Here is a 20,788-nt window from a genome sequence, read left to right on the forward strand (position 1 = left end):
GGCAACGGAGGCCCCACCGGCCAGGAGCAGGGCGGCGTTGAGCCCCTTCCAGCCGGTGGCGGCGGCCTCGAGGGCCGCGGCGGTGAAATCGAGCGGCTTGCGGTAGTGAGCCTGCAGCACGAACAGCCGCAGCGTCATCGGTGAGACGCCCGAATCGAGCAGGGCGCGGATGGTGGTGAAGTTGCCGAGCGACTTGCTCATCTTCTCGCCGCCCACATTCACCATGCCGTTGTGCAGCCAGGTGCGCGCCAGCGGCTTGCCGGTGGCCGCCTCCGACTGGGCGATCTCGTTCTCGTGGTGGGGAAAGATCAGATCGGCGCCGCCGAGGTGGATGTCGATCGTGTCGCCGAGCTCCTCGCGCACCATCGCCGAGCACTCGATGTGCCAGCCGGGCCGGCCGGGGNCCCATGGGGAGGGGAAGCTGGGTTCGCCCGGCTTGGCGGCCTTCCAGAGCGCGAAGTCGAACGGGTGCCGCTTGCGGGCCTCCTCCTCGTCGCTGAGGCGCCCCGAGGCACCCTCCAGCTGTTCGGCCAGATCGCGACCGGAGAGCTTGCCGTAGCCGGCATGCTTCATGACGGCGAAATACACATCGCCATCAGCGGAGTAGGCCGCCCCCTTCTCCTCCAGCTCCTGGATCAGGGAGCGGATCGCGGCCAGGCTGCCGGTGGCGCGGGGCATGTGGTCGGCCGGCAGGATGTTGAGCCGGGCCATGTCGGCCACGAAGGCGGCGATGTTGCGCTCGCTCACCGCCTCCATCGAGCTGCCCTCCTCGGCGGCGCGGCCCAGGATCTTGTCGTCGATGTCGGTGTAGTTCTGCACGAACGTCACCGCGTAGCCGCTCCAGATCAGGTGGCGGCGCAGCACGTCCCAGGCGATATAGCTGCGGGCATGACCAAGGTGGCAGAGGTCGTAGACCGTAACGCCGCAGCAGTAGATGCTCACCCGCCCCGGCCGGAGGGGCCGGAACTCCTCGAGACGGCGGGTGAGCGTGTTGGTGAGCCTCAGGGTCAAGGGAAGCCCGGTGAGAACAGCGCTGGCGGCACGGTACTCGCCAGGGCTTCCTCCCTGGACCTTTTTCGGATCAGCAGACGGGATCAGTAGAGACCGCGAATGGGCACCTGAACGGGTACCTGGGGAACCGGCGGTACGCGATAGGTGCAGGCCGGGAAGTCGGCGGGGAGGACCCGTCCGGTGGGAGCCTGCGCGATCAGTTCACCACCTGAACCCGGCATACGCGCCTCCACAACATGGGTCTGCACCGGAGGGGTGGTTGCGGCGAGGGTGCGTTGACGCAGGCAGGGAGATTGTTCGACCTCCCCGGAGAAAGCAGGAGCCGAGAAGGATGCGGCAGCCAGGGCGACAGAACCGAGAACACTCGGGATGAATGCGGATGGAAGGCCAGTCATGGCAGGTGTAACGGTGAAGAGGTTGTCTTTGGATGAAGGATCTGGAGATTGTCGGGGGAGCTCGGAGGCTCAGCGAGAACTGCGTGCACCGCCACCGTCACCACCGCCGTTGAAGCAGCCTGCAAGGGCACAGATCGCCACTCCGGCAACCGGAATAATCAGAAGCCACCATGGGCCGCCACCGGCGGGAGCTGCAGCCGCAGCAGGGGGCGCCACAGTGAAACAGCAAGGCTCCTGATCCCGCCTTGAAGGCAGAGGATTGGGTCCATCAGGAAGCAGGGCGCAGAATTTCTCGCCGATCTCGATCTCAGTCTCAGGATCGATCGTCATGCAGGTGCGATCCTGAGAATAGGAAATCCTGCTGGATGTCAGGGAGATCCGTTCAACCTCTTCTCCATTCTTTGGATTGCGGATCGAGAGATACTCGAAAGAATCGAAGTTGGGAAGGGGGCCGTTGTAGCAGATTGTCCAATCTTCCTTGCCTGTGGGTAGCAATTTGGCATCCTTATCCGTGGCGGAGGCGGCTGTTCCCGACCCACTGGCAGCCTGGCTGATCAGGGGATCGGCCTGTCGCCCATCGGCTGGAATCGCAACGCCGGCTGAAGGCAGAGCCGATCGGGATGCTGCCGACAGTTTCTGCAGATCCGGCAGGGGCTGCACGCCTTCGTTGTCGATCCTCACCAGGTTGAGGCCCGCCTGTGGCATGGCGCGCACGGGCAGGGTGTAGACGGAAAAGGCTGTGGCGGTGGCCAGCGCCAGAGGAAGGGTGAGCCGCATGAACCGAGAGCCGCTGATCGGCGTGGAAGGAGGGAATGCGACTATAGCTGATCAATCCCAATCATGGAACATCTCGTATTCGTGACTACTGAATCACGCGCCGATGGATTGCACAGTTCGCCCGGAGGCTCAGAAGGACAGGGTCACCCTGCCATAATAGCGGGGCTCGCAGGGGTCATCCGTGCAGAAGGTATCGATCCAGTCGGGGTAGTTGCCGAGAAAATCGGTCACGTAGAGTGAAAAGGTGAGGGGGATGCCGTCAAAGGGCCTGGCCGAGATTCCTGCCCCGATCCCATAGCCGAAGCTTTCGAACCCGATCGAGAACTGGCTGCCGAAGCTGACGCTCAGTGAGCCGATGGGACCCCACCAGCAGTCATTTCCTTCGGGATAGTCAGTGCTGCTGATGTTGTTGCCGCTCAGGCAGTTGGTGGAACCGAAACCATTGCCGGCATAGCCGTAAAAATCTGATCCGATCCCAGCTGTGGCCACCATGACGATCGGTTTGTGAGCACGATTGAGCGGCACTGCCTGAGACAAGACCAGATAGAAATTGCGGCCCAGGTCAGTTGAGGAGTCGAGCTGAACGATGTGTTCGCCGCCGAAAGCCACGGCGGTGGTGGGCGTGATGTTCCAGGCAGTTCGGAATCCGAGGCTCTGGCCTGCGAGTGCGCCGGTGCCGTTGTTCCGGCCTGACAGACTCTGAACTGCCCACTGGAAGCCCAGGCTGGCATTCTTGGACTTGAAGGGGGTGAAATCGAAGTAGGCAACGCCATCGGCGCAGTCGGTCCAGTCACCACCATCGGCTACCTCGCAGAAGCGGGTACGGTTCACCCAGTCGAGCGTGGTCGACATGAAGAAGCCGGCATCCTGGGCGAAGGCGTTCGGCACGTAGAGGCCCACATCGGGGTAAGGCCGGCCGTTCACCGTGATGCCGCGGGCAAGGCCCCGAACGTTGTAAACGCTCGGAAGTGGGGGTGATTCCAGAGGCGGAGGCTCTGGACCATCGCCAGACTCCTGAACCACCCGATCCTGATCCATCACCTCGGACTCAGGTACGTAGACCCATGCTGGGCCAGTTGATGAACCGGTCGTGAAAGTTGCGGGATCGCTGACAGGCGCATCACCCACGTATTCCCATTGCGGCTGGGCAAACGCCTGGGGTGCGAGGCCAGGGATCAGCGTCCAAAGCGCAGCCCCCACTGCATAGAGAGACCGCAGGGCTGGATGAACCATGCCGGCTGGCTTCGAGGCTGCGCCTGGCTGTGGCATTGCCCGGGGTCAACTGGCATTGTGTCGGGAGCATACTGTCTTTTGAACACCAGACAAGCGTGGGTTGTCGGGTGTCTGGTGTTACTGGCGCGCATGCCTTAGGGTGCCCGCAATCCATAAGGTCTGCGTTCGTCGTCCATGTCCTTTCCGATGAGGGCGTCTGCATTCCCCCGGGGAGAACAGAGGAGAATGATGTATCGCCCGGTTCGCGCTCTGGCTGCCGGTTTCGTGCCGCTGATGGGAACACTGGCCATCCCTGTCGGCGCTGCGCCGGCTTTAGCCGATCCCGCTCAGGGTCGTTCCCAGGCCGCGGTGGATTCGGCACTGCAGTCGGTGCGTGGCACTGCCCCCCAGACCGGCCGGGCCGCCGATCTTCCGGTCTCCCTGCAGACCGGCTCGGGCCCTGTGGGACTGGATCCCGTGCCCACCGATGCTCCGCCTCCCAGCGTTCTTCAGGAAGACGTTTATATCATCGGTCCCGGCGACAGACTGGCGATCCGCTTTCTGGGCGCTGCCGATCTCTCCGGCGATTTCGCGGTGCTCAATGACGGAACGGCCACCATGCCCCTGGTGGGTTCCGTGCGGTTGACCGGTCTCACCATCTCCCAGGCCACGCAGTGGCTGCAGCAGATCTACGGCCGCCAGCTGCAGCGGCCGGATCTGATTCTCTCCGTTTCAGGGGCTCGGCCGCTCCGCGTTGNCGTGGTGGGTGAGGTGCAGAAGCCGGGTCTGTACACCCTCACCACCACGGAAGCCTCCAAGACCGAGGCCGCCGTTTCCATCTCCGGTCTGCCCACCCTGGTGGATGCGATCCAGAAAGCCGGCGGGATCACCACGATGGCCAATCTCTCGATGGTGACGCTGCAGCGCCGCCTGCCCGGCGAACGAGCCCAGTTCAAGCGCGCCCGTCTCGACCTGCTCGCCCTGGTGCGGGAGGGTGATCAGCTGCAGAACCCGCTGCTGTTCGATGGCGACACCATCCGGGTGGAGCGGGTGACCCGGCCGGTGGCATCCACCGTGAATGAACTGGCGTCAACGACGCTGGCTCCCACGGCGATCACCGTGAATGTGGTGGGTGAGGTGAGAGCCCCGGGACGCCTCTCGGTGCCGGCCAACACCCCCCTGATGCAGGCCATTCTGGCAGCCGGTGATGTGAGCACCTGGCGTGCCAACAAGGCCGACATCGAGCTGGTGCGGATCAATCGCAACGGCAGCGCCTTCCGCAAGACCTTTCAGCTGGATTACAACCAAGGCGTGGCCAACAATGCCAACCCGCCCCTCGTGGATGGCGACACGGTGATCGTGAACCGCAACTGGTATGCCGTGAGTTCGGATGCGCTGGGAGCCGTGACCACCCCGATTACCGGCCTGGTGAATGTGCTGACCCTGTTCAGGCTGCTCGACGACAACAACAACTAACGCGTCATCCCGAATTCCCCAACTCCATGCCGCTGTATCTGAGCTGGCTGCTCGTGGATGAGCTGGTCGTCGGCACCGCGCCCGCCGATCAACACGACGTGGCCACGCTGGAGAGCGAGGGCATCCGTGCCGTGTTCAGTCTCTGCAGCATTGAGGAGGTGCCTCCACCCCCCGACCTTGCCGGGCGCTTCGTCTGCGATCGTCTGGTGCTTCCCGATCACCGCACGGGTCTCTGGCTTCAGCACCGGCAGCTCTCCAGGGCCTTGGATCGGCTCGCCAGGCTGCGGGCCCATGGCCCCGTCTATCTGCACTGCGTGGCCGGGGTCGAACGTTCGCCCCTGGTGGCAATGGGCTGGCTGATGCACACCCGCGGGCTGTCGATGCAGCGCGCGCTCGACTACGTGCGGGAGGTTCACCCGCCCACCAACCCCCTGCCCCAACAGCTGAAGGTGTTGCGCGAATGGGCTGCCGGAGCCTGTGCTCAGGNAGCCTGAAGCCCGGCGCCGGGTGGCATGGGTGACCGGCGCCCTCCTGCTCGCCGCTCTGTCGTTTGCCGCTGGTGGCCTGGTGGCACGCAGCTGGTACGTGCCGCAGGCCCCCGGCCATGGGCCGCTGCGCTCCCTCGCCGACTGGATCGCGCGGCAAGGCCTCGCAGCGCTGCCCCACCAAGCGCCCCAGCCCCGCCCGTGCCCGCGGGAACATCTCGCCGTGGCCAGCTTCGGCCAGAGCAACGCCGCCAACAGCGTGCGACCTGCCTACTACGGTCTGCCGATTCCTGCCAATCTGCTCCAGTTCGACTGGCGTTCGGGGCGCTGTTTCACCTACAGCGAGCCGCTGATCGGCGCCGATGGCAGCGGCGGCAACGTGATCACCTACCTGGCGGTTGATCTGGTACGCCGCTCCGGGCGCCCGTGATCGTGATTCCCTTCGCCCAGGGGTCATCCAGCATTCTCAGCTGGGCCTATGGCGATCTCTCCCACCGCCATGATCAGGTGCTGGCGGCGATGGCGCAGGCGGGCCTGGCCACGCCGCTGGTGCTCTGGCATCAGGCGAAAGTGACGCCGGCGGACTGGAGCTCGGAACTGCCGTCACCAGGCCGGGAATGCGGCAGCGCGACTACGAGCAGGCCCTGGAGGCGGTGGTGGCGCGCACACGGCGGGTCTATCCAGAAGCTCCGTTCGGGATTGCCGTGGCGTCGGCCTGTTCGCTGCAGAATCCCGCAGGCTGGGAGCCGGTGCGGGCGGCGCAGCGGGCGGTGGCGGCCCGCCTGCCCGGTGCCTTCCTGAGCGCCGACAGCGACGCCATCCCGGCGCAGCGCCGCTGGCGCTACGACGGCTGCCATTTCTCCGCTGCCGGTGCCCGCTGGCTGGCCAGTCAGTATCGGGAGGCCATCAACAGGCTGCCCTGGCCTGCTCCCTGACCGTGCAGATCCTGAAACAGGCCCGCAGCGGTGGATAGCCACGACAACACAACTCATGCCGTCATGAACCGTTGATGGTGTCACAGACGCCGCAGAACCTGACCCTGTTGGGTACTCTCTGAAGCTGCATTGTAGTGGTATGATCCTATGATTACGATAGACGTATCACGTGCTGAACTCGGCATTCAGGGGTGCATCCTTGAGGTCTTCATTCAGGAAGTCTTCGTCGGGGTGGTTGGCCGTACCAGCTGATCCTGAGTGGCTCGCTTTTGTTGTGCTCAGCTTGGCTTTCTGCCTGCTCTATTGGCACACTCTGTATCCTGGTATTGGTGGTAGAGTTGAATATGGCGACTCAGCTAAATGGCAGTTCCTGTGGGCGATTGGAGGCACGCCGCATTCCACTGGATATCCGCTGTATCTGCTGATTTCCAGGCTGTTTGGGGAGTCACTTGTCTGGCTCCCGCCCTATCAGCGAATCTCGCTTGTCTCGTTGGCCTTTGGTGTGGGCTCACTGCTGCCTGTGTATCTGATCACACGGCAGCTTGTCGCATCTCCGTTGCTTCGGCTGGCCGCCCCGGCTCTTCTGGGGCTGTCAATGACCTACTGGTCGCAGTCAACTGAGCCGGAAGTCTATACCCTAGCCGTTTTCCTTTCAAGTCTCAGTATCTATTTACTGAGCCGCTTTATCGCTGCTCAGAAGCTGTCTCTATTGCTGCTGTCGCTATGTGTTTACTCCCTGAGTTTCGGTAATCATCTGACAACCTTGATGTCCATGCCNGCTTTCTTCCTGGCGTTGGCGCTGTCGCCGACCAGGCGCCGCGCGGTTGTCGCCGTCATCCTGGTTCTGCCTCTTCTTGTGCTATTCGGCCTTGGCCAGTATGTCTATATCTACTACTTGTCGCATCAAGGAGGTCCCTATCTCGAGTATGTGGGTCGAGACGCCAGTGTGTCCAGGATTGTTGACTATGTGCTGGGAGGACAGTTCAAGGGTCTTATCGGGTCCACTTATCTGTCTCCACGGTTGTTTGCTGGCTCCGTGGTTCAGGTTCTGAGAATCACGCTGCAGGATTTCGGTCTGCCCCTGACCCTCCTGCTGGGTTACACCCTGATCGCCAACCTCGGCTCTCTGATCTCGGCGCTGCGGCAGGGTCGCTGCCAGCTGGTGAACGATCGCTCCCGTCAGGACGGAGTGACGTCGCAGCAGATTCGGTGGCTCCTGGTTGTGGCTGCATCCGGTCATATTCTGTATGCAATCTCATACCCGATTCATGATGTGCGGGTTTATTATCTGGTGCCATATGCCCTGCTCCTTCCAGTAGCGATGTCCGCCGTTGAAGAGGCATTGACGTCTGGCTTCTTCGCCAATCCCAGGCAGGGCCGCCTGCTGGTGGTGGTCGGTCTCGTCGCCACCCTTTCAGCGCAGCTCTATCTGGGCTACAAATCCTTGAAGCTTTTCGACAATCCGATCGACCTCAAGGCGCGTGAGATCGTCAGCGTGTTGCCCGAGGGGGCCAGCGTTTTCATCGATGGGAGCACCGACTACAGCCTCAGCAGGGCGTTGTGGTATCATGCAACGGTTGGTCAGCCCTCGAAGCGGCTCGATGTGAAGTTGGCTGTCGATGCTCCAGCAAGTCACTACTTCACCATTTCAGACGACAAGGCCGAGCTCATTGAACAGAGCTCCGGTCGCGAGGTGCAGCGCATCAAGCTCAAGCCCAATGGTTGCGCATGGGCCCTCTACAACTGCGGCTGTCCGCGTTGATCAGTCGTCGCTCCTGGGCGCTGTTCCAAGGAGGCCTCTCTCCCTGAGCTCCTAAGCCACCTTCTGCCAGGGCACGGCCACCCAGCGATCGAGGGCCAGACCCACCAGCGCCTCGAGGGCGATCAGGCCCAGCAATGTTGTAAACCCCCCAAGCAGCAGGCCGGCCCCGAGCAGGGTGGTGGCGCCGATGTAGAGCAGGGCGACCCGGCGGTGCGCCCAGCCCGCCTGATGCAGCCGCTGGAACAGATGCAGACGGTGGGCCTGAAACACCGGATGGCCGGCGGCAAGCCGGCGCAGCACGCAGCTGCAGGCATCACCGAGCAGCGGAAATCCCACCAGCAGCAACCCCAGAGCCTGGAGGGCGGAAGGGGCCTGCAGGGCCGCACCAGCAAACGCCGCGCCGATGTAGGTGCTGCCCACATCGCCCATGAACACCTTCGCCGGGCTCCAGTTCCACACCAGGAATCCCACCAGGCTGCCGGCCAGAACCCAGGCCCAGCTGAGATCAAGGCTCAGACCCGCCACAGCGAACAGCACGGCGCCGCAGCCGGCCACCAGTCCATCGAGGCCGTCGGTGAAGTTCACGAAGTTGATCACCGCCGTGATCGCCACCAGCAGCACCAGCAGCAGCGGCAGCCTCAGCCATCCGCTGGGCAGGGGCAGGGCCGCGCTGGCAAGCAGTGCCATCGCGGTGAGCAGCTGGGCGCTGTAGCGCCAGCTGGCCGGAAGATTCACCCGGTCGTCGAGAAACCCCACAATGGCCAGCGGCAGGCAGAGCAGAGGCACGCGGGGCAGGGCCCAGGCGCTGCTCACCAAAACGAAGCCCAGTCCGCCGCCTCGTGGGGTCGGCTGTAAGTGAGCGCTGCGCGCATTGGGGTGATCCAGCAGGGAGCGCCGCAACCAGGGCAGCATGAGGCCGGTGGCGGCCCAGCTGAGCAGGGCCGCCGGAAGCGCTGCGCTGAGCAGGGGGGTCAGAGCCATGGACCGGGGTGGAAGGGGCGGGCGTCGCGATCGAGGAGGTCGGCCACGGTGGCGAAACCGGCCAGATCCGCACTCAGCCGCAGCACCGCCTCGTAGTGCCGTGGGGACATCAGCAGCAGCGGTGCCGCGAGGGCCTGGAAGAGGCGGTTGGGCAGGGGGATCAGCCGGCAGCGTGCGGCGCCGGGGTCGATGGTCTGGATGCGCTCCAGCAGGGCCCGGTAGCTGAGCTGCTCATCGCCGCCCAGCAGCAGCTGGCACACGAGCCCCTCAGCCGCACCGTCCGATCCGGCCTCGCTGCCGAGGCGTTTCAGCCGATCCAGCGCCACGGCCACGAGATCGCCAGCGGCAATGGGTTGGCGCAGACCCGTGTGCCGGGGCAGCGGCAGCAGCGGCAGCCGCCGCAGGATGCGGCGGAGCGCCTCCACGTTGCGATCGCTTGTGTCGCCGCAGTGCCCATGGATCATGGTGGGGGCGAGGATGCAGGCAGGAACCCCGAGCCCCAGGCACGCTTGCTCGAGCTGCAGCCGGGCGCCCTCAAGCCGCTTCACCAGGGCGCGGTCGTAGGGATTCCAGGCGAAGCGCTTGGTGACGACGCTCGACGACGAGCAGGCCACGATCCCCCGCAGACCGTTCAGCGCCTCCGGGTGGTGGTCTGCGAGCGTGCTCAGGAACGGAGCGAGCAGCCAGAGGTGGCTGAAGCTCAGCCAGAGCTGGGGGCCGGAGGGCAGCAGGGCCGCTGCCTCGGCCAGGGCCGTGGGGGTGGTGGCGGTGAGATCGCAGTGCCGCCAGGAGGGCCGATGGTTTCCTGCGGGGGGTGGCGGGATAAGCAGAGCAGCGGCGTTGTGGTCGGTAGCTGCTCCAGCAGGGCTGCACCGCACAGACTGGAGGCCCCGAACACCACCAGGGTGGGTCGCTGCACCGGGGCTCGAGGGCGGGTCGCGGCAGATTAGGCGACCGAACGACCCTCCAGCAGGCTGAGCGCCCGCTGCAGATAGCGCAGCGCGAATGGAACGACCCACAGGCTGCCGAAGGCCCGGAGGTAGGCCAGGCGCACCTCCCGGAGCCGGCGCCGGTGCTGGACGCCGCTCACGCCGCCCGCCGCCATGTGCACCAGCACCAGGTCGAGCGATCGCACGCGCAGATCGCCGTGGCTGGAGAGCTGCAGGAAATAGTCGAGGTCGCCTGAGAGGCGAAACAGCGGCGAGTAGCGAAGGCCAAGGCTGCGCGCCTGAGGGCTGATCAGGGTGGCCTGGTGGGGCGGGGTGGATCCCAGGAACAGGCTGCAGCGGTAGCTGCCGAGACGCCGGAAGCGGGAGGGACGGCCAGGGCTGCCGTGGCGCACGTAGCGCCCGGTGCAGACGAGCAGATCGCAGGAGTCTCCCTCGGCGAGGGTGGCCGCGGCACGTTCCAGCACATCGGCAGCGGGGGCCCAGTCGTCGCTTCCCCAGAAGAGCAGCCACTCGTCGGGGCGGGCGGCGCTGAAGCCCTGGTTCATGGCGCCGAAGATGCCGGGCAGGGCGGGATCCTGGGGCTGCCAGCACAGCCGCGGGTCGGCGCCCGCCAGCTCCTCCAGCCGGGCGCGATGCTCCGGCCGGCTGGGCCCATCGATGAACAGCACCCGCCAGTGGGGGTAGCTCTGACGCTGCAGCGACTCCACCAGCCGATCCAGCAACTGGTGGGAGTCGAGCGTGGGAACGATCAGCAGGATCGGGGCTGGCAAGCGGCTGGCTGCGCGGAGAGGGGGATCAGGATGAGGGCCGGGCCGCCGCCGGGATCCCACCCGCACGGCCGGATTGCCCTGCAGGATGGTGCCGGCAGGCACCTCCCCTCGCGCCACGGCGCCGAGGGCCACCACCGCCCCGGCGCCCACCCGGGTGCCGGGGGCGAGCACGGCGCCGGCGCAGATCCAGGCATCGGAGGCGATGCTGATCGGCTGCACGCGCAGGTCGAAACCCGGCGAACGGTAGTCGTGGTTGCCGGTGCACAGGAACGCCCCCTGCGAGAGGCAGACCCGGTCGCCCAGGGTCACCGGCGCCAGGTTGTCGATCCACACCCCCTCGCCGAGCCAGCAGTGTTCGCCGATCACCAGGCGCCAGGGGAACTTGACGCGCAGCCTGGGCTTGAGGCGGCCGCCGGCGCCGATCCGGGCCCCGAAGGCCCTCAGCAGCGCCTTCCGCCAGGGTGTGCCGGGCCAGTGGCCGGCCAGCAGGGGCAGGCCGATCAGCTGCCAGAGCGCCTGGCGCCAGCGGGGCGCGCCCGGCGACCAGGTGGCCGGCAGTCGGTAGCCCGCGAGATCCTGGAGGGAGGGTCCATGGGGGTTGAGGGCCGCAGCCGGCGGGCGGGTTCRRGGCTGCTGGACGGTGCCGCTGCGGCGCAGCCAGCAGGCAGAGCACGCCGAGGGCGGTGGCGAACCAGAGGGTCATCAGGCGGATCAGCAGCGTGGCCGCCGTGGCGGCGGCCACCGGCACGCCCTGGAGCGAGAGCAGCCCCACGGTGCCCGCCTCGGTGCTGCCGAGACCACCAGGAAGCAGCGAGAGGGCACCGATCAGTCCGGCGGCGGTGTGGGCCAGGATGGCTCCGCCCCAGCTCACCGCCGGAACGCCGATCCGCTGCAGCAGCAGGGCCAGGTTCACGGCCTCGATCGACCAGGCCAGGGCACCGATCAGGGTGGCCGTGAGCAGCAGGCCCGGTCTCAGCAGGGCGAAGGCCGCCCGGCCGCCGTCGCGCGAGGCCGCGGCCAGGCTCTGCGGCATCGACCGTTCCAGGAGCGAGCGCAGCAGCCCGCGCACGCCCGGCCGGGCGCAGCAGCAAGGCGGCGGCCAGGCCGAGCGCCAGAGCGCCGAGCAGCGGCACGATCAGCGGCATCCGCAGGCGCAGCAGCAGCGGCAGATTGAGGATCACCAGCAGCACCACGGCGAGGCCGTCGGTGAGGCGTTCGATCACCAGCGCGGCCAGGCTGAGGGGAGCCGGGGTGCCGCAGTGCTGGCGCAGCAGCAGGGATCGCACGGCCTCGCCAGCCTTGCCCGGCGTGGCCGTGAAGGCGAACGATCCCATCCAGATCCGGGCATCGGGAGCCAGGGGGGTCTCTGGCCCACGGCCCCGAGCAGCAGGCGCCAGCGCAGGAAACGGATGGCGTAGCCCAGCAGCACGAGCAGCAGCCCCACGGCGATCGTGGGCCACAGACGGGTGAGCAGGGGCCCCAGGGCGCCCCCCTGGCTCCACACCCCCAGCAGGCCGTAGGCCAGCAGCGCCACGGCCATCACCGGCAGCAGCGCCCCCAGCCCGGGGCCGGGATAGGGGCGCACGCCGTGGGAGAAGCTGCGGTAATGGGGCCGATCGGCGCGCTGCAGCAGTTCGCGGTCACCGGAGCTGTCGCCGTAGGCCTCGATGCACAGACCCTCGAGCCCGCCGAGGTGCTCCTCGAGGCGGCGCACCTTTTCGGGCCCCTTGCAGTTGGGGCCGGCCAGGCTTGGGGTCCAGCGGCCTGCGCGGCTCTCCAGCTCGGTGGCGATCAGCTCCACGCCGAGGCGATCGGCGAGACCCTGCAGCAGACAGCGGGGCGAGGCGGAACACAGCACCACCCGATCCCCGCGGCTCTGGTGCCAGCGCAGCCGCGCCAGGGCCTCGGGGTGCAGCCGGCTGCAGAGCTGATCCACGAAGGCCTCATCCAGCGGGGTGATGCAGCCGTCGTCGGCGCTGAGGAACCGGGCCAGAAACCGTTCCTTGAGCTGGCCCGTGCTGAGCCGCTTGAGCCCTCGCAGCAGCAGGGAAGGGAGGAAGCCCAGGCCCAGCCAAAGGAAGCGAAGCCCGGGATGCTCGCGTCGTGCCGCCACAACCAGGCAGTCACCCCGCAGCAGGGTGCCGTCCACATCGAACACCGCCAGCCAGGTCGTGGTCATCGCGTGGCGGAGGAGGGGCCGGGCGCCAGGGGCAGGCAGCGCAGGGCATCGGCATGGCTGGCGGCCAGGTCGCGGCGCAGCAGCAGCCCCCAGGCCAGGCTGTCCGGGGCGTCGGCCGGCCGGCAGGCCAGATAGGCCGCGCGCACGGCCGGATCCACGAGGGTATGGGCGGTGTAGTTGTTGAGCGCGAGCTGATCGCGGGCATGCTGGAGGGTGCGAAGGCGGCGTTCGCCGCCGATCGCCAGGTCGCCGGCCCAGGGGTGGAGGATGGCCTGGGGCCGCCACTTGGCCATGGTCGTGGCCACATCCCACTTGTTGTGGCCCACGAGCTGACCGGGATGGGGAGGCAGAGCCGCGATGGCCTCATCGGCCTTGCCGAGGAAATCGGCGGCCTCGAAGCGGGGCAGGAAGAAGGCGGTGCCCAGCTGATACCAGCCGATCGCTCCATCGGAGGGGCTCAGGTAAGTGTCGATCCAGCGGGCCAGGAGGTATTGCTGGGCGGTTTCGGAGCCTGGCGAGACCTGGCGCAGGGCCCTGATCCGGTCGGTGATCTGACCCGGGAAGCTGAGGCAGGCCACCAGCAGCAGGGCGGTGAGCGCCAGGGTGGTGCTTGGCGGCGAGATCACCTGCAGCGGTGGATCGAGCCGGCGGGCGGCCACCAGGGCCAGCACGCAGGCCGGGGTCCAGGCCATGCGGAAGCCCCCGAAGGCATCGCTGGCCAGGATGGCGTAGGCGAGGGTGAGGCCGCAGCCGCCCGTGATCACCAGGGCGGTTCGATCCAGTCGCGCACGGTTGAGCCAGAGGATCGCCAGCAGGATCAGCGCCGCCGTCATGGCGCTGTAGGAGACCACCGCATTGCGGATGAAGTAGTCGGCGATCCCGCCGATCTGGCCCGCGGCCCCCAGCTTGAGCCGCGAGGTGGTGGGGGTGAAGTGGCCGAACACGGCGTGGTTGATCGCCAGCATGCCCAGGGAGAGCAGCAGGAACGCTGAAGCGGCGAGCCAGGCCGGCCGCCGCTGGCTGGCCCCTCCCCCCAGGAGACGGCCGAGCAGGGCGGCCGCAGCGATCAGTGCCCCATCGGGCCGCATTGCACAGCCCAGGAACAGCAGCACGGCCGCGGCCAGGCCGGTGGCGTTGGTCCAGCGGGGCTGCAGGGCGAGCAGGCAGCCGGCCACGATCAGCGGCGACTGATACACATGGTCCCAGCCATGGCCGCTGAAGCCGACCGTGCTGGTGAGCAGCAGCAGGGCGGCCAGAAACGACCCCCAGAGCCGCGTGTGCGCCGCCAGCAGCACCGTGAGCAGCACGCTCAGGGTGGCCAGGATGCCGAGCAGGGAGAGGGCCAGGATGGCTTGATTGGCCGGCAGCACCGCCAGCAGGGCTGCACCCAGGTAGGGGAGCAGATAGGAGGTGGAGGCCTGGGCCAGGTCGGTGCTGTTGAACTGGGGCCAGCCGGTGCGGAGCACGAACAGGGCCGCCCGCATCGTGATCATCGGATCGTCGGCGAGCACCAGGGGGGCCTGCCCGAGCAGCGCGAGTTTGCCGGCGGAGGCGGGCCCCGCACCGCGAAGGCGTAGATCTGCGGCAGGTCGGAGCGAAGCAGCAGCTGGGTGAGGCCCAGGAGGCAGGCCACCAGCAGTCCCGGCCAGCGCCAGACTTGTCGCTGCAGCCGTGGCGGTGCAGCCGTGGGTGACGAGGGCTCTGCCATCGTCATCGCCCCANGCCGGTGGCGGCGTGGGNGTGTGGCGGCAGGGCCAGCCGGTCGCAGTGGGATCACAGCGGCAACCAGCGCAGCTTCGACTGGATCAGCGGAAAGGCGGCCACGATGCCGATCGGCCCGAGCGGGAAGCAGGCGAGCAGGGCGACGGCACGCCAGCGCCGTGGCGCGAAGGGCAGCTGGCCGGCCAGCACCATCAGCCAGATGTTGATGCAGGCCAGGCCCACCCAGCGGCTCACGTCTCCGGCGAGCACGATGAGCGCGATGGGGGAGAGGCATGCGGCGAGCAGAACGATCTCAAAGCGGCTCCGGGGCAGGGAGTGCACCACGCCCCCTGCGAGGAGCCCAAGGTAGAGGAAGGCCGGCAGCGCGGGCAGGATGTGACCCCGGCGCACCAGGTGGATGAAGGTGAGGCGGGTGTTGGTGGCGAGGCTGGATGTGAGCTCGAAGGTGCTCACGTCGCTGAAGTCGCTGAAGCGGGCCCGCAGTTCGGCGGTGAGCTGTTCGGGTCCGTGGGCGTAGGAGCCGGTGAGGGCCAGGCCCGCCGCGATCATCAGGGCGGTGGCGGCCATGGCGAGCGCCAGTCGTCGCTGATCGCGCCAGGCCACGATCACCAGGGTGGGCATGAAGGCCAGCAGGGAGAGTTCGTGGAAGAGCAGGCAGCCCGCTGTCAGCACGAGCAGGCTGGCGGGCCTGAACCAGCCGGTGAGCGAGATCCTGCCGGTGAGGATCAGCAGGGCGCCCACATAGGCAATCAAACAGAAAATATCAAGATAAAAGTAGGTGTATCCGAGCTGCATGAACAGGGCGGGCGAGGTCACGGCCAGCAGGATCGTGCCGGAGGAGCGGAGGCGGATCAGCGCCGCGATCAGGCCTGCCAGCAGGCTGCCGGCCAGGGCTCCCAGCACGACCCAGATCGCCTTGGCCGTGGTCAGAGAGAGTTGATCAGGCAGGAGCGGGTGCAGCAGCGTGCCAAGCAGACCGCGCTTGATCCAGCCCAACTGCTGGTAGCTCAGCACCAGCGAGGTGATCGAGAACGGCGGAGGTCGGAAGCGCGTGAGCAGGGCTCCGAGGCCGTAGACCAGCAGGGATAGCGAAAGAGTGAATGGAAAGCGACCCGCAGGCAGTCCTGACTGAGAAATCATGGAGTGAAGGACGACAGTTGGCTCGGGTCGACACGGATTCCAGATCGCGACACGAGTATCTTCCGAATGGCCTCTGCGTGCGATGAATCGCGTCGCACCAGGAACATCTCCTGGCGCGAGGATCGATCTAAAACCGATGCAGGGGTTGATCCACTGTTCGAAAGAAGGGGACCATGTAAATGTCATAGGACAGCCCATTTTTTGACAACACTGCTCCCTGTACGATGGCCTTGGTCATTTCCTCCCAGTCTCTGCGTGGAGGGGACTTGGATAAAGCTTCCAGGACATATGCGTAATTTGGCTTGCCGGAGCTCCCATGCAAGCCAATGAGGTCTGGAGCGAGACGTCTGATATCTGTCGGGTCAAGCAGGGGCATTTTTGAGTAGCTTGCAGTGTTTAGCCCCCAGGCATCAATAGTTGGAAGTTTTGAGTAGTAATTGAGCCGGCCCGCTTCTGTAACAAGAAGCAGAGGCCGATCAGACGCCTGTCCGGACCTCCCGAGAGAGGCGAGGTCCTTTGCAATCAGCAAAATGTTGTTTCGAGTGGACTCTGTGATGACTTCAAGTGCATAAACAATCGTCATTCGTGCATTTGTAATATAGTTCATCAAGCAGCCTACTAGTAAAAGCATTGGCAGAAATAGGCGGGGTGTCCTGATGCCTGGCGTTGAACACCTTTCCATGATTGCTGCCGCTGATAGCCCGAGCAATGCTGCGGAAACTGCCAGCGAGGGAGCGTGAAAGCGATCGTTCATATTCTGCTCAAGCACGAATCTCGACAGGTAGAAGGATTGTGTGACAACTGACCCTGCGGTTATGGCTGTGAGGATTGGCAGTCTTCTGGAAAACTCAGGCAGTGCTGCTGCTTTCAAACTGCTCGTGGTCGTTGCTGAAAGCTCTTTCGGATCGCTCTCAACATTGTTCGGAGATATATAGATTCTGCTTAATTGCCAGCAACAGATGCATAGAATCAAGGCCATCCCTTGATACGGATTGACGGCAAGGTCTTTGGCGGAGGCAAGAATCCATGGGACCAATCCGTCAACTGCCCCTTGCTTCACGTAAAACGGCAAAGGGAAGGGGTTGCCGAAATAGATCCATCGTGCAGCCCAGTAAACGGCCAGCACAGTAAGCGGTAATATGGCACGGACTACAACGGTTGCTCGCCTTTTAAGATTATTCCTTCCGCGCAGATCTCCGAAGAAGCTACGAGAGATCAATGCAAATAGCATGATGCTGCCGTACCATACAATACCATCGGGTCTGATCAGGAGAAGGCTGATGCCAATTGCTATCCCGGTTGGCGGAAGATCTGTGAATGCTGCCATCAGCAGTACGCACGAGGCTAACGCAGACACGGCGATCGTTGAAAAGCCCCACAGGCCAGATGTTGCGGCGCCGCTGCCTAAGAAGATCAGAAGAAATACGGCAAGAGCGAAGCAGCTGTTCCGAGCAGGCTTCGAACATATAGGCGTAAAGTGCTGAACAAACTGCCACCAGAGTAGACTGATAAAGGCTATATTCAGAAGAGCGGAAGCAAGATGATTGGAAATCCCTAATCCTGACAACGCAGCAATCAGGATCATCCGTCCAAAGTCGGTGGCTCCCTCCGCTCGAGGGCCGCCAGGATAAAATGAAATTACCCCGGTATTCGCTAAATTATCGGAGTAAGAATATAGAATAGCGCTGTCTTCGTGGGGGATGCCAAATAAGCCTGCCATTAGGATTGCGATGCCTGAAAGCCCTATCACGCCGACCGATGCCCTTGTGAGCAATGGACGTTGTAAGCTGGCCGAGATGGGTTTCATGCGGGTTGAAAGGGGAAATCTTGCCTATAGAGATTCATTGTTTACTGTCTGACTTCATCAAGGGGGTAATGGGTACAGATTGCGGAGAGCAGAGCCCAGCAACGGAAAGGATCCCTGGATTCCCAGCGGACCCAGGCAGGTGAACATCAGCAGCAGGGCTTGCCGGCGTGGCGGGAGGCGGAATTGCAGATCACCGGCCAGGCCCATCAGCAGAAGGTTGAAGCAGGCGAAACCGATCCAGCGGCTCGAATCGGTGCCCAGCGGCAGCAGCAGCAGCGGAGCGAGGCAGGCTGCAAGAGTGAACCCGGTGGCCTGGCGTGACGAGGTGGCGACGCTGGCCAGCAGCAAGGCCAGGTAGAGAAAGCCTGGCAGGGCCTTGATCAGACCGGATGTCTTCAGGGCCGCGGCCGTGCTGGTGAGATTTTGGCCGAGGCTGCTGGTGAGCTCCACCGTGTTGGCGGCGAAAGGCTCCGCGAAACGCTCGGCGAGACGCTCCTGCAGCACCGCAGGCCCGGCTTCGAAGCCTCCCTGCACCACCAGCAGCAGGCCCACGAGCAGGGCACTGCCCAGCAGGGCCAGGGCGATCGCCGGTCGCCTCCGCCAGGCCCGCAGCACCAGCAGCGGCAGGAAGGCGAGCAGGAAACTCTCATGGAACAGGGCGCCGCAGGTTGCGGCGGCGATCACCAGGAGCCCCCGCCAGCGGGCCATGGCTCCAGTGCCCTCGAGCAGGAGCAGAGCCAGGCTGCAGCAGACCAGCAGCAGGCCGTCGAGGAAGGAGAAGTTGTAGCCGGCCTGTAGGAACAGGGCGGGGCTCAGCCACGCCACTCGCACCAGCGAGCCCTGGCGGCACCGTGTCAGCCCCACCAGCAGGAGGGCCAGCGCCGCTCCCACCAGCATCCCCTGGCCGATCCAGAGCGCCTGGGCCTGCTGCAGGGGCAGGCGCTCGGGCAGGAGCCAGCCGAGCAGGGTGCCGAGCAGGCCACGCTTCACGAAGCCGAGCCGGTGGTAGTCGAGCGCCAGGGCCGTGAGGGCGAAATGGTGCACCTTCCAGCCCGAGAGCAGCTGCCCCACCAGCACCAGCACAACCCCGGAGACCCACAGGGGCCAGCGCCGCGCCGGAGCTGGATCAGCGCGCCGGGTCATGCCGGACTCACCACAGCCCGCCCAGGATGGGCACGAGATGGCTGGTAAGCACCGGGAACGACAGCCAGAAGATGCCGATCGGGCCGCAGAGCGCGAATGCCGCCACCAGGCCCCCATGCAGGGAGCGTGGGGTGGTGCGGAAGGGGATCAGCCCGAGGCATGCCAGCAGCAGCACGTTGAAGGCGGCCATGGCGATCCAGCGCGGCAGATCAACCCCGAGCAGGCTCAAACTGANGGGGCTCAGGGCCACCAGCAGCCAGGGCAGCCGGGGCTGGCGCTGGGCGCCGCCGCGCAGGGCCTGCACGAGCACGACGGCCAGGTAGCCGAGGCCGGGGATCGAGCCGCGCCACAGGCTGCTGCCCCAGAGGGCCGAAAGGGTTCCGGCCAGGTTGTCGTGGAGGGAGGCCACCAGTTCCATGGGGGCCTGCTCCAGCGGGACCCCCAACTGTCGTGCCAGGGCGCCGGCCCCTGCCTCATAGCGTCCGAAAGCGGCGACCGCCGCCACGGCGAGGGCGGCCATGGCCACCACCAGCAGGCGCTGGCGCGGCCCGAGGTGACGCTGCAGCAGCGCGATCAGCAGCGGCAGGAAGGCCAGGGCGTAGATCTCGTGGATGAGAAGGGCGACCCAGCAAAGAGCCCCGATCAGCAGGGCCCGCAGCGATTGGGGGAGGCCGCAGCGGTGACGCAGCAGCAGCACCTGCGTCAGGAAGAGCAGGGCGCAGGTGCCGTCGAACCAGCTGAAGCCGTAGCCCCACTGCAGCAGGGTGGCGGGTGAGAGCAGGAAGGTGAAGGCAACCGGCGCCTGATGGGGGGGCTGAGCAGGGCCGCCGTGAGCAGGCTGAGCAGCACGCCGATCACCAGCCCGAAGACGAGGGCGATCGGCCGGGGATCGGCCCGGTCGATGCCGGTGCCCAGCGCCCTATGCAGCACGGTGCCGACCAGGCCCCGCTTGATGAAGCCGAACTCGTCGTAGTTGAGCCGGATGGCCACCTTCATGAAGCCGCTCACCAGGAAGCCCGAGAGGGCCATCCCCACCACGTAGAGCACGAGCCCGGCGAGAGCCCGCAGCACGAANGCTGGCCGATGCATGCCGTGCTGCGGGCTGGCGTTCATGCCTGCAGCAGGCCGGCGTGGTGGGCGAGACCCACGGCCGAGATGGTCAGGAACCAGCCGACCAGGGTGAGTTGCACCCCGGGATCGCGCAGCAGGATCTCCTCCGGTTTCTCGCTGTTGCGCTCCGGATCGATCGAGGCGCGGCGCCCGGCTTCCTCCGGATCACTGAGCAGCTGGTAGCGGAAGATGCCGGCCAGCACGAACGGCACGGTGAGCAGCATCCAGGCGGTGGGGGCGCCGTTCAGGGTNGGGCCCGAGGCCCAGAGGGCGTAGGAGAGGAAGGCGCTGGTTGAGACCAGTGCCTCCAGCCGCAGCAGCAGGGGGAGGGAATAGCGTTCGAGCACGCGCCGGGTGATCACGCCGCGATCCAGCGACACACGCAGTTCGGCCTTGCGTTTCTCCACTGCCAGGAACAGGGCGAGCAGGCCCACGGTGAGCAGGAACCAGGGCGAGAGGCGCAGGCCGGCCGCCACGCCGCCGGACACGGCGCGGAGCAGGAAGCCCGAGCTGATCGAGAACAGATCCAGCAGCGGCATCCGCTTGAAGCGCAGGCAGTAGCCCACCTGGATCAGGGCGTAGAGCAGCAGCACGCCGGCGAGGGCCGGCGAGAGCAGCGAGCCCAGGCTGAGGCTCAGCACGGTGAGCAGGGCGGCGCAGAGCAGCGCCAGCGGTATGGACACGAGGCCCGAGGCGATCGGCCGCCGGCACTTGGTGGGATNGGCGCGGTCGGCGTCTCGGTCGAGCACGTCGTTGAACAGGTAGATCGCGCTCGAGATCAGGCAGAAGGCCACGAAGGCGCCAGAGGCAGCCACCCAGAGTTCGGGGGCGAGGCTGACCGTGAACAGCGGCGCGGCGAACACCAGCAGGTTCTTGGTCCACTGCCGGGGTCTGCAGGCCTGGAGCAGGGCTCCGGCGCGGTGGAGAACCATG

Annotated in this window: 19 protein-coding genes and 2 pseudogenes; 6 read left to right on the top strand and 15 right to left on the bottom strand. The window is 65.9% G+C overall.

Annotation, left to right across the window (positions count from 1 at the left end):
* The 3 genes from cysS to SYNGFB01_RS04365 form a co-directional block, all read right to left on the bottom strand.
* Positions 1-1,011, bottom strand: a 1,011-nt coding sequence (gene cysS, locus SYNGFB01_RS04355; protein ID WP_048017088.1) for a cysteine--tRNA ligase, incomplete at its 3' end; no start/stop codon positions are given.
* A gap of 464 nt (positions 1,012-1,475) precedes the next feature.
* Positions 1,476-2,183 carry a hypothetical protein gene (locus SYNGFB01_RS04360; RefSeq protein WP_048017089.1) on the bottom strand — a complete coding sequence of 236 codons (708 nt, stop codon included), beginning with the start codon at positions 2,181-2,183 and terminating at the stop codon, positions 1,476-1,478.
* Between the two features lie 129 nt (positions 2,184-2,312).
* On the bottom strand, positions 2,313-3,083 hold the full coding sequence (locus SYNGFB01_RS04365; RefSeq protein WP_152669521.1) for a hypothetical protein: 771 nt from the start codon (positions 3,081-3,083) through the stop codon (positions 2,313-2,315).
* Between the two features lie 561 nt (positions 3,084-3,644).
* Here SYNGFB01_RS04365 and SYNGFB01_RS04370 point away from each other — a divergent pair.
* The 5 genes from SYNGFB01_RS04370 (at position 3,645) to SYNGFB01_RS04390 (ending at position 8,053) form a co-directional block, all read left to right on the top strand.
* Positions 3,645-4,871, top strand: a complete 1,227-nt coding sequence (locus tag SYNGFB01_RS04370; RefSeq protein ID WP_235299918.1) for a polysaccharide biosynthesis/export family protein — start codon at positions 3,645-3,647, stop codon at positions 4,869-4,871.
* A 26-nt stretch (positions 4,872-4,897) separates the two neighbouring features.
* The gene (locus tag SYNGFB01_RS13690) at positions 4,898-5,365 is read left to right on the top strand and encodes a dual specificity protein phosphatase (protein WP_082325868.1); all 468 of its coding nucleotides are present in this window, start codon (positions 4,898-4,900) and stop codon (positions 5,363-5,365) included.
* A 22-nt stretch (positions 5,366-5,387) separates the two neighbouring features.
* Positions 5,388-5,786 (top strand): hypothetical protein, encoded by a 399-nt coding sequence (locus SYNGFB01_RS04380; protein WP_152669522.1) that lies wholly within the window; start codon positions 5,388-5,390, stop codon positions 5,784-5,786.
* Positions 5,787-5,973: 187 nt separating this feature from the next.
* Positions 5,974-6,291 (top strand): hypothetical protein, encoded by a 318-nt coding sequence (locus SYNGFB01_RS04385; protein ID WP_048017092.1) that lies wholly within the window; start codon positions 5,974-5,976, stop codon positions 6,289-6,291.
* A gap of 283 nt (positions 6,292-6,574) precedes the next feature.
* Positions 6,575-8,053 (top strand): protein O-mannosyl-transferase family, encoded by a 1,479-nt coding sequence (locus SYNGFB01_RS04390; protein WP_161795850.1) that lies wholly within the window; start codon positions 6,575-6,577, stop codon positions 8,051-8,053.
* Positions 8,054-8,104: 51 nt separating this feature from the next.
* Here the strand turns inward: SYNGFB01_RS04390 and SYNGFB01_RS04395 are convergent, their stop codons facing one another.
* From SYNGFB01_RS04395 to SYNGFB01_RS04405, 3 genes are all read right to left on the bottom strand, one after another.
* Positions 8,105-9,034, bottom strand: coding sequence for a glycosyl transferase (locus SYNGFB01_RS04395; RefSeq protein WP_048017094.1), 930 nt, complete (start codon positions 9,032-9,034; stop codon positions 8,105-8,107).
* On the bottom strand, positions 9,025-9,912 hold the full coding sequence (locus SYNGFB01_RS04400; RefSeq protein WP_048017095.1) for a hypothetical protein: 888 nt from the start codon (positions 9,910-9,912) through the stop codon (positions 9,025-9,027). Before SYNGFB01_RS04400 ends, SYNGFB01_RS04395 begins: the two co-directional genes overlap by 10 nt.
* A 68-nt stretch (positions 9,913-9,980) precedes the next feature.
* Complete coding sequence (locus SYNGFB01_RS04405; protein ID WP_235299919.1) at positions 9,981-11,120, bottom strand: glycosyltransferase; 1,140 nt, start codon at positions 11,118-11,120, stop codon at positions 9,981-9,983.
* A 16-nt stretch (positions 11,121-11,136) separates the two neighbouring features.
* Here SYNGFB01_RS04405 and SYNGFB01_RS15260 point away from each other — a divergent pair, with 16 nt between their 5' ends.
* Positions 11,137-11,319, top strand: coding sequence for a hypothetical protein (locus tag SYNGFB01_RS15260; RefSeq protein ID WP_072061558.1), 183 nt, complete (start codon positions 11,137-11,139; stop codon positions 11,317-11,319).
* Positions 11,320-11,427: 108 nt separating this feature from the next.
* On the opposite strand, the pseudogene SYNGFB01_RS16230 reads toward SYNGFB01_RS15260, so the two are convergent.
* The 9 genes and pseudogenes from SYNGFB01_RS16230 to SYNGFB01_RS04450 all read right to left on the bottom strand — a co-directional run.
* Positions 11,428-11,787: pseudogene (locus tag SYNGFB01_RS16230) on the bottom strand (flippase-like domain-containing protein); the annotation flags it as partial.
* Between the two features lie 73 nt (positions 11,788-11,860).
* Positions 11,861-12,040: pseudogene (locus tag SYNGFB01_RS16235) on the bottom strand (hypothetical protein); the annotation flags it as partial.
* Positions 11,974-12,933, bottom strand: a complete 960-nt coding sequence (locus SYNGFB01_RS12400; RefSeq protein WP_053068323.1) for an HAD-IB family hydrolase — start codon at positions 12,931-12,933, stop codon at positions 11,974-11,976. The pseudogene SYNGFB01_RS16235 and the gene SYNGFB01_RS12400, both read right to left, overlap by 67 nt.
* Complete coding sequence (locus SYNGFB01_RS04425; RefSeq protein ID WP_152669523.1) at positions 12,930-14,444, bottom strand: hypothetical protein; 1,515 nt, start codon at positions 14,442-14,444, stop codon at positions 12,930-12,932. Before SYNGFB01_RS04425 ends, SYNGFB01_RS12400 begins: the two co-directional genes overlap by 4 nt.
* Complete coding sequence (locus tag SYNGFB01_RS14120; RefSeq protein ID WP_152669524.1) at positions 14,423-14,641, bottom strand: hypothetical protein; 219 nt, start codon at positions 14,639-14,641, stop codon at positions 14,423-14,425. Before SYNGFB01_RS14120 ends, SYNGFB01_RS04425 begins: the two co-directional genes overlap by 22 nt.
* Positions 14,642-14,706: 65 nt before the next feature.
* On the bottom strand, positions 14,707-15,795 hold the full coding sequence (locus SYNGFB01_RS04430) for a hypothetical protein (protein ID WP_048017098.1): 1,089 nt from the start codon (positions 15,793-15,795) through the stop codon (positions 14,707-14,709).
* A 127-nt stretch (positions 15,796-15,922) separates the two neighbouring features.
* The gene (locus SYNGFB01_RS14125; protein ID WP_152669525.1) at positions 15,923-17,602 is read right to left on the bottom strand and encodes a hypothetical protein; all 1,680 of its coding nucleotides are present in this window, start codon (positions 17,600-17,602) and stop codon (positions 15,923-15,925) included.
* A gap of 57 nt (positions 17,603-17,659) precedes the next feature.
* Complete coding sequence (locus SYNGFB01_RS04435) at positions 17,660-18,745, bottom strand: hypothetical protein (protein WP_048017099.1); 1,086 nt, start codon at positions 18,743-18,745, stop codon at positions 17,660-17,662.
* Between the two features lie 1,109 nt (positions 18,746-19,854).
* The gene (locus tag SYNGFB01_RS04450; RefSeq protein WP_048017102.1) at positions 19,855-20,787 is read right to left on the bottom strand and encodes a decaprenyl-phosphate phosphoribosyltransferase; all 933 of its coding nucleotides are present in this window, start codon (positions 20,785-20,787) and stop codon (positions 19,855-19,857) included.
* Between the last annotated feature and the right edge of the window lies 1 nt (position 20,788).

It is taken from the genome of Synechococcus sp. GFB01 (assembly GCF_001039265.1).
Lineage (GTDB): Bacteria > Cyanobacteriota > Cyanobacteriia > PCC-6307 > Cyanobiaceae > NIES-981.

Bases quoted from the DNA above. Each gene is read 5' to 3' on its own strand.
- SYNGFB01_RS04360 (WP_048017089.1), bottom strand. From the start codon at position 2,183: ATGCGGCTCACCCTTCCTCTGGCGCTGGCCACCGCCACAGCCTTTTCC.
- SYNGFB01_RS04385 (WP_048017092.1), top strand. From the start codon at position 5,974: ATGCGGCAGCGCGACTACGAGCAGGCCCTGGAGGCGGTGGTGGCGCGC.
- SYNGFB01_RS04395 (WP_048017094.1), bottom strand. From the start codon at position 9,034: ATGGCTCTGACCCCCCTGCTCAGCGCAGCGCTTCCGGCGGCCCTGCTC.
- SYNGFB01_RS12400 (WP_053068323.1), bottom strand. From the start codon at position 12,933: ATGACCACGACCTGGCTGGCGGTGTTCGATGTGGACGGCACCCTGCTG.
- SYNGFB01_RS14120 (WP_152669524.1), bottom strand. From the start codon at position 14,641: ATGGCAGAGCCCTCGTCACCCACGGCTGCACCGCCACGGCTGCAGCGA.
- SYNGFB01_RS04430 (WP_048017098.1), bottom strand. From the start codon at position 15,795: ATGATTTCTCAGTCAGGACTGCCTGCGGGTCGCTTTCCATTCACTCTT.
- SYNGFB01_RS14125 (WP_152669525.1), bottom strand. From the start codon at position 17,602: ATGAAACCCATCTCGGCCAGCTTACAACGTCCATTGCTCACAAGGGCA.
- SYNGFB01_RS04435 (WP_048017099.1), bottom strand. From the start codon at position 18,745: ATGACCCGGCGCGCTGATCCAGCTCCGGCGCGGCGCTGGCCCCTGTGG.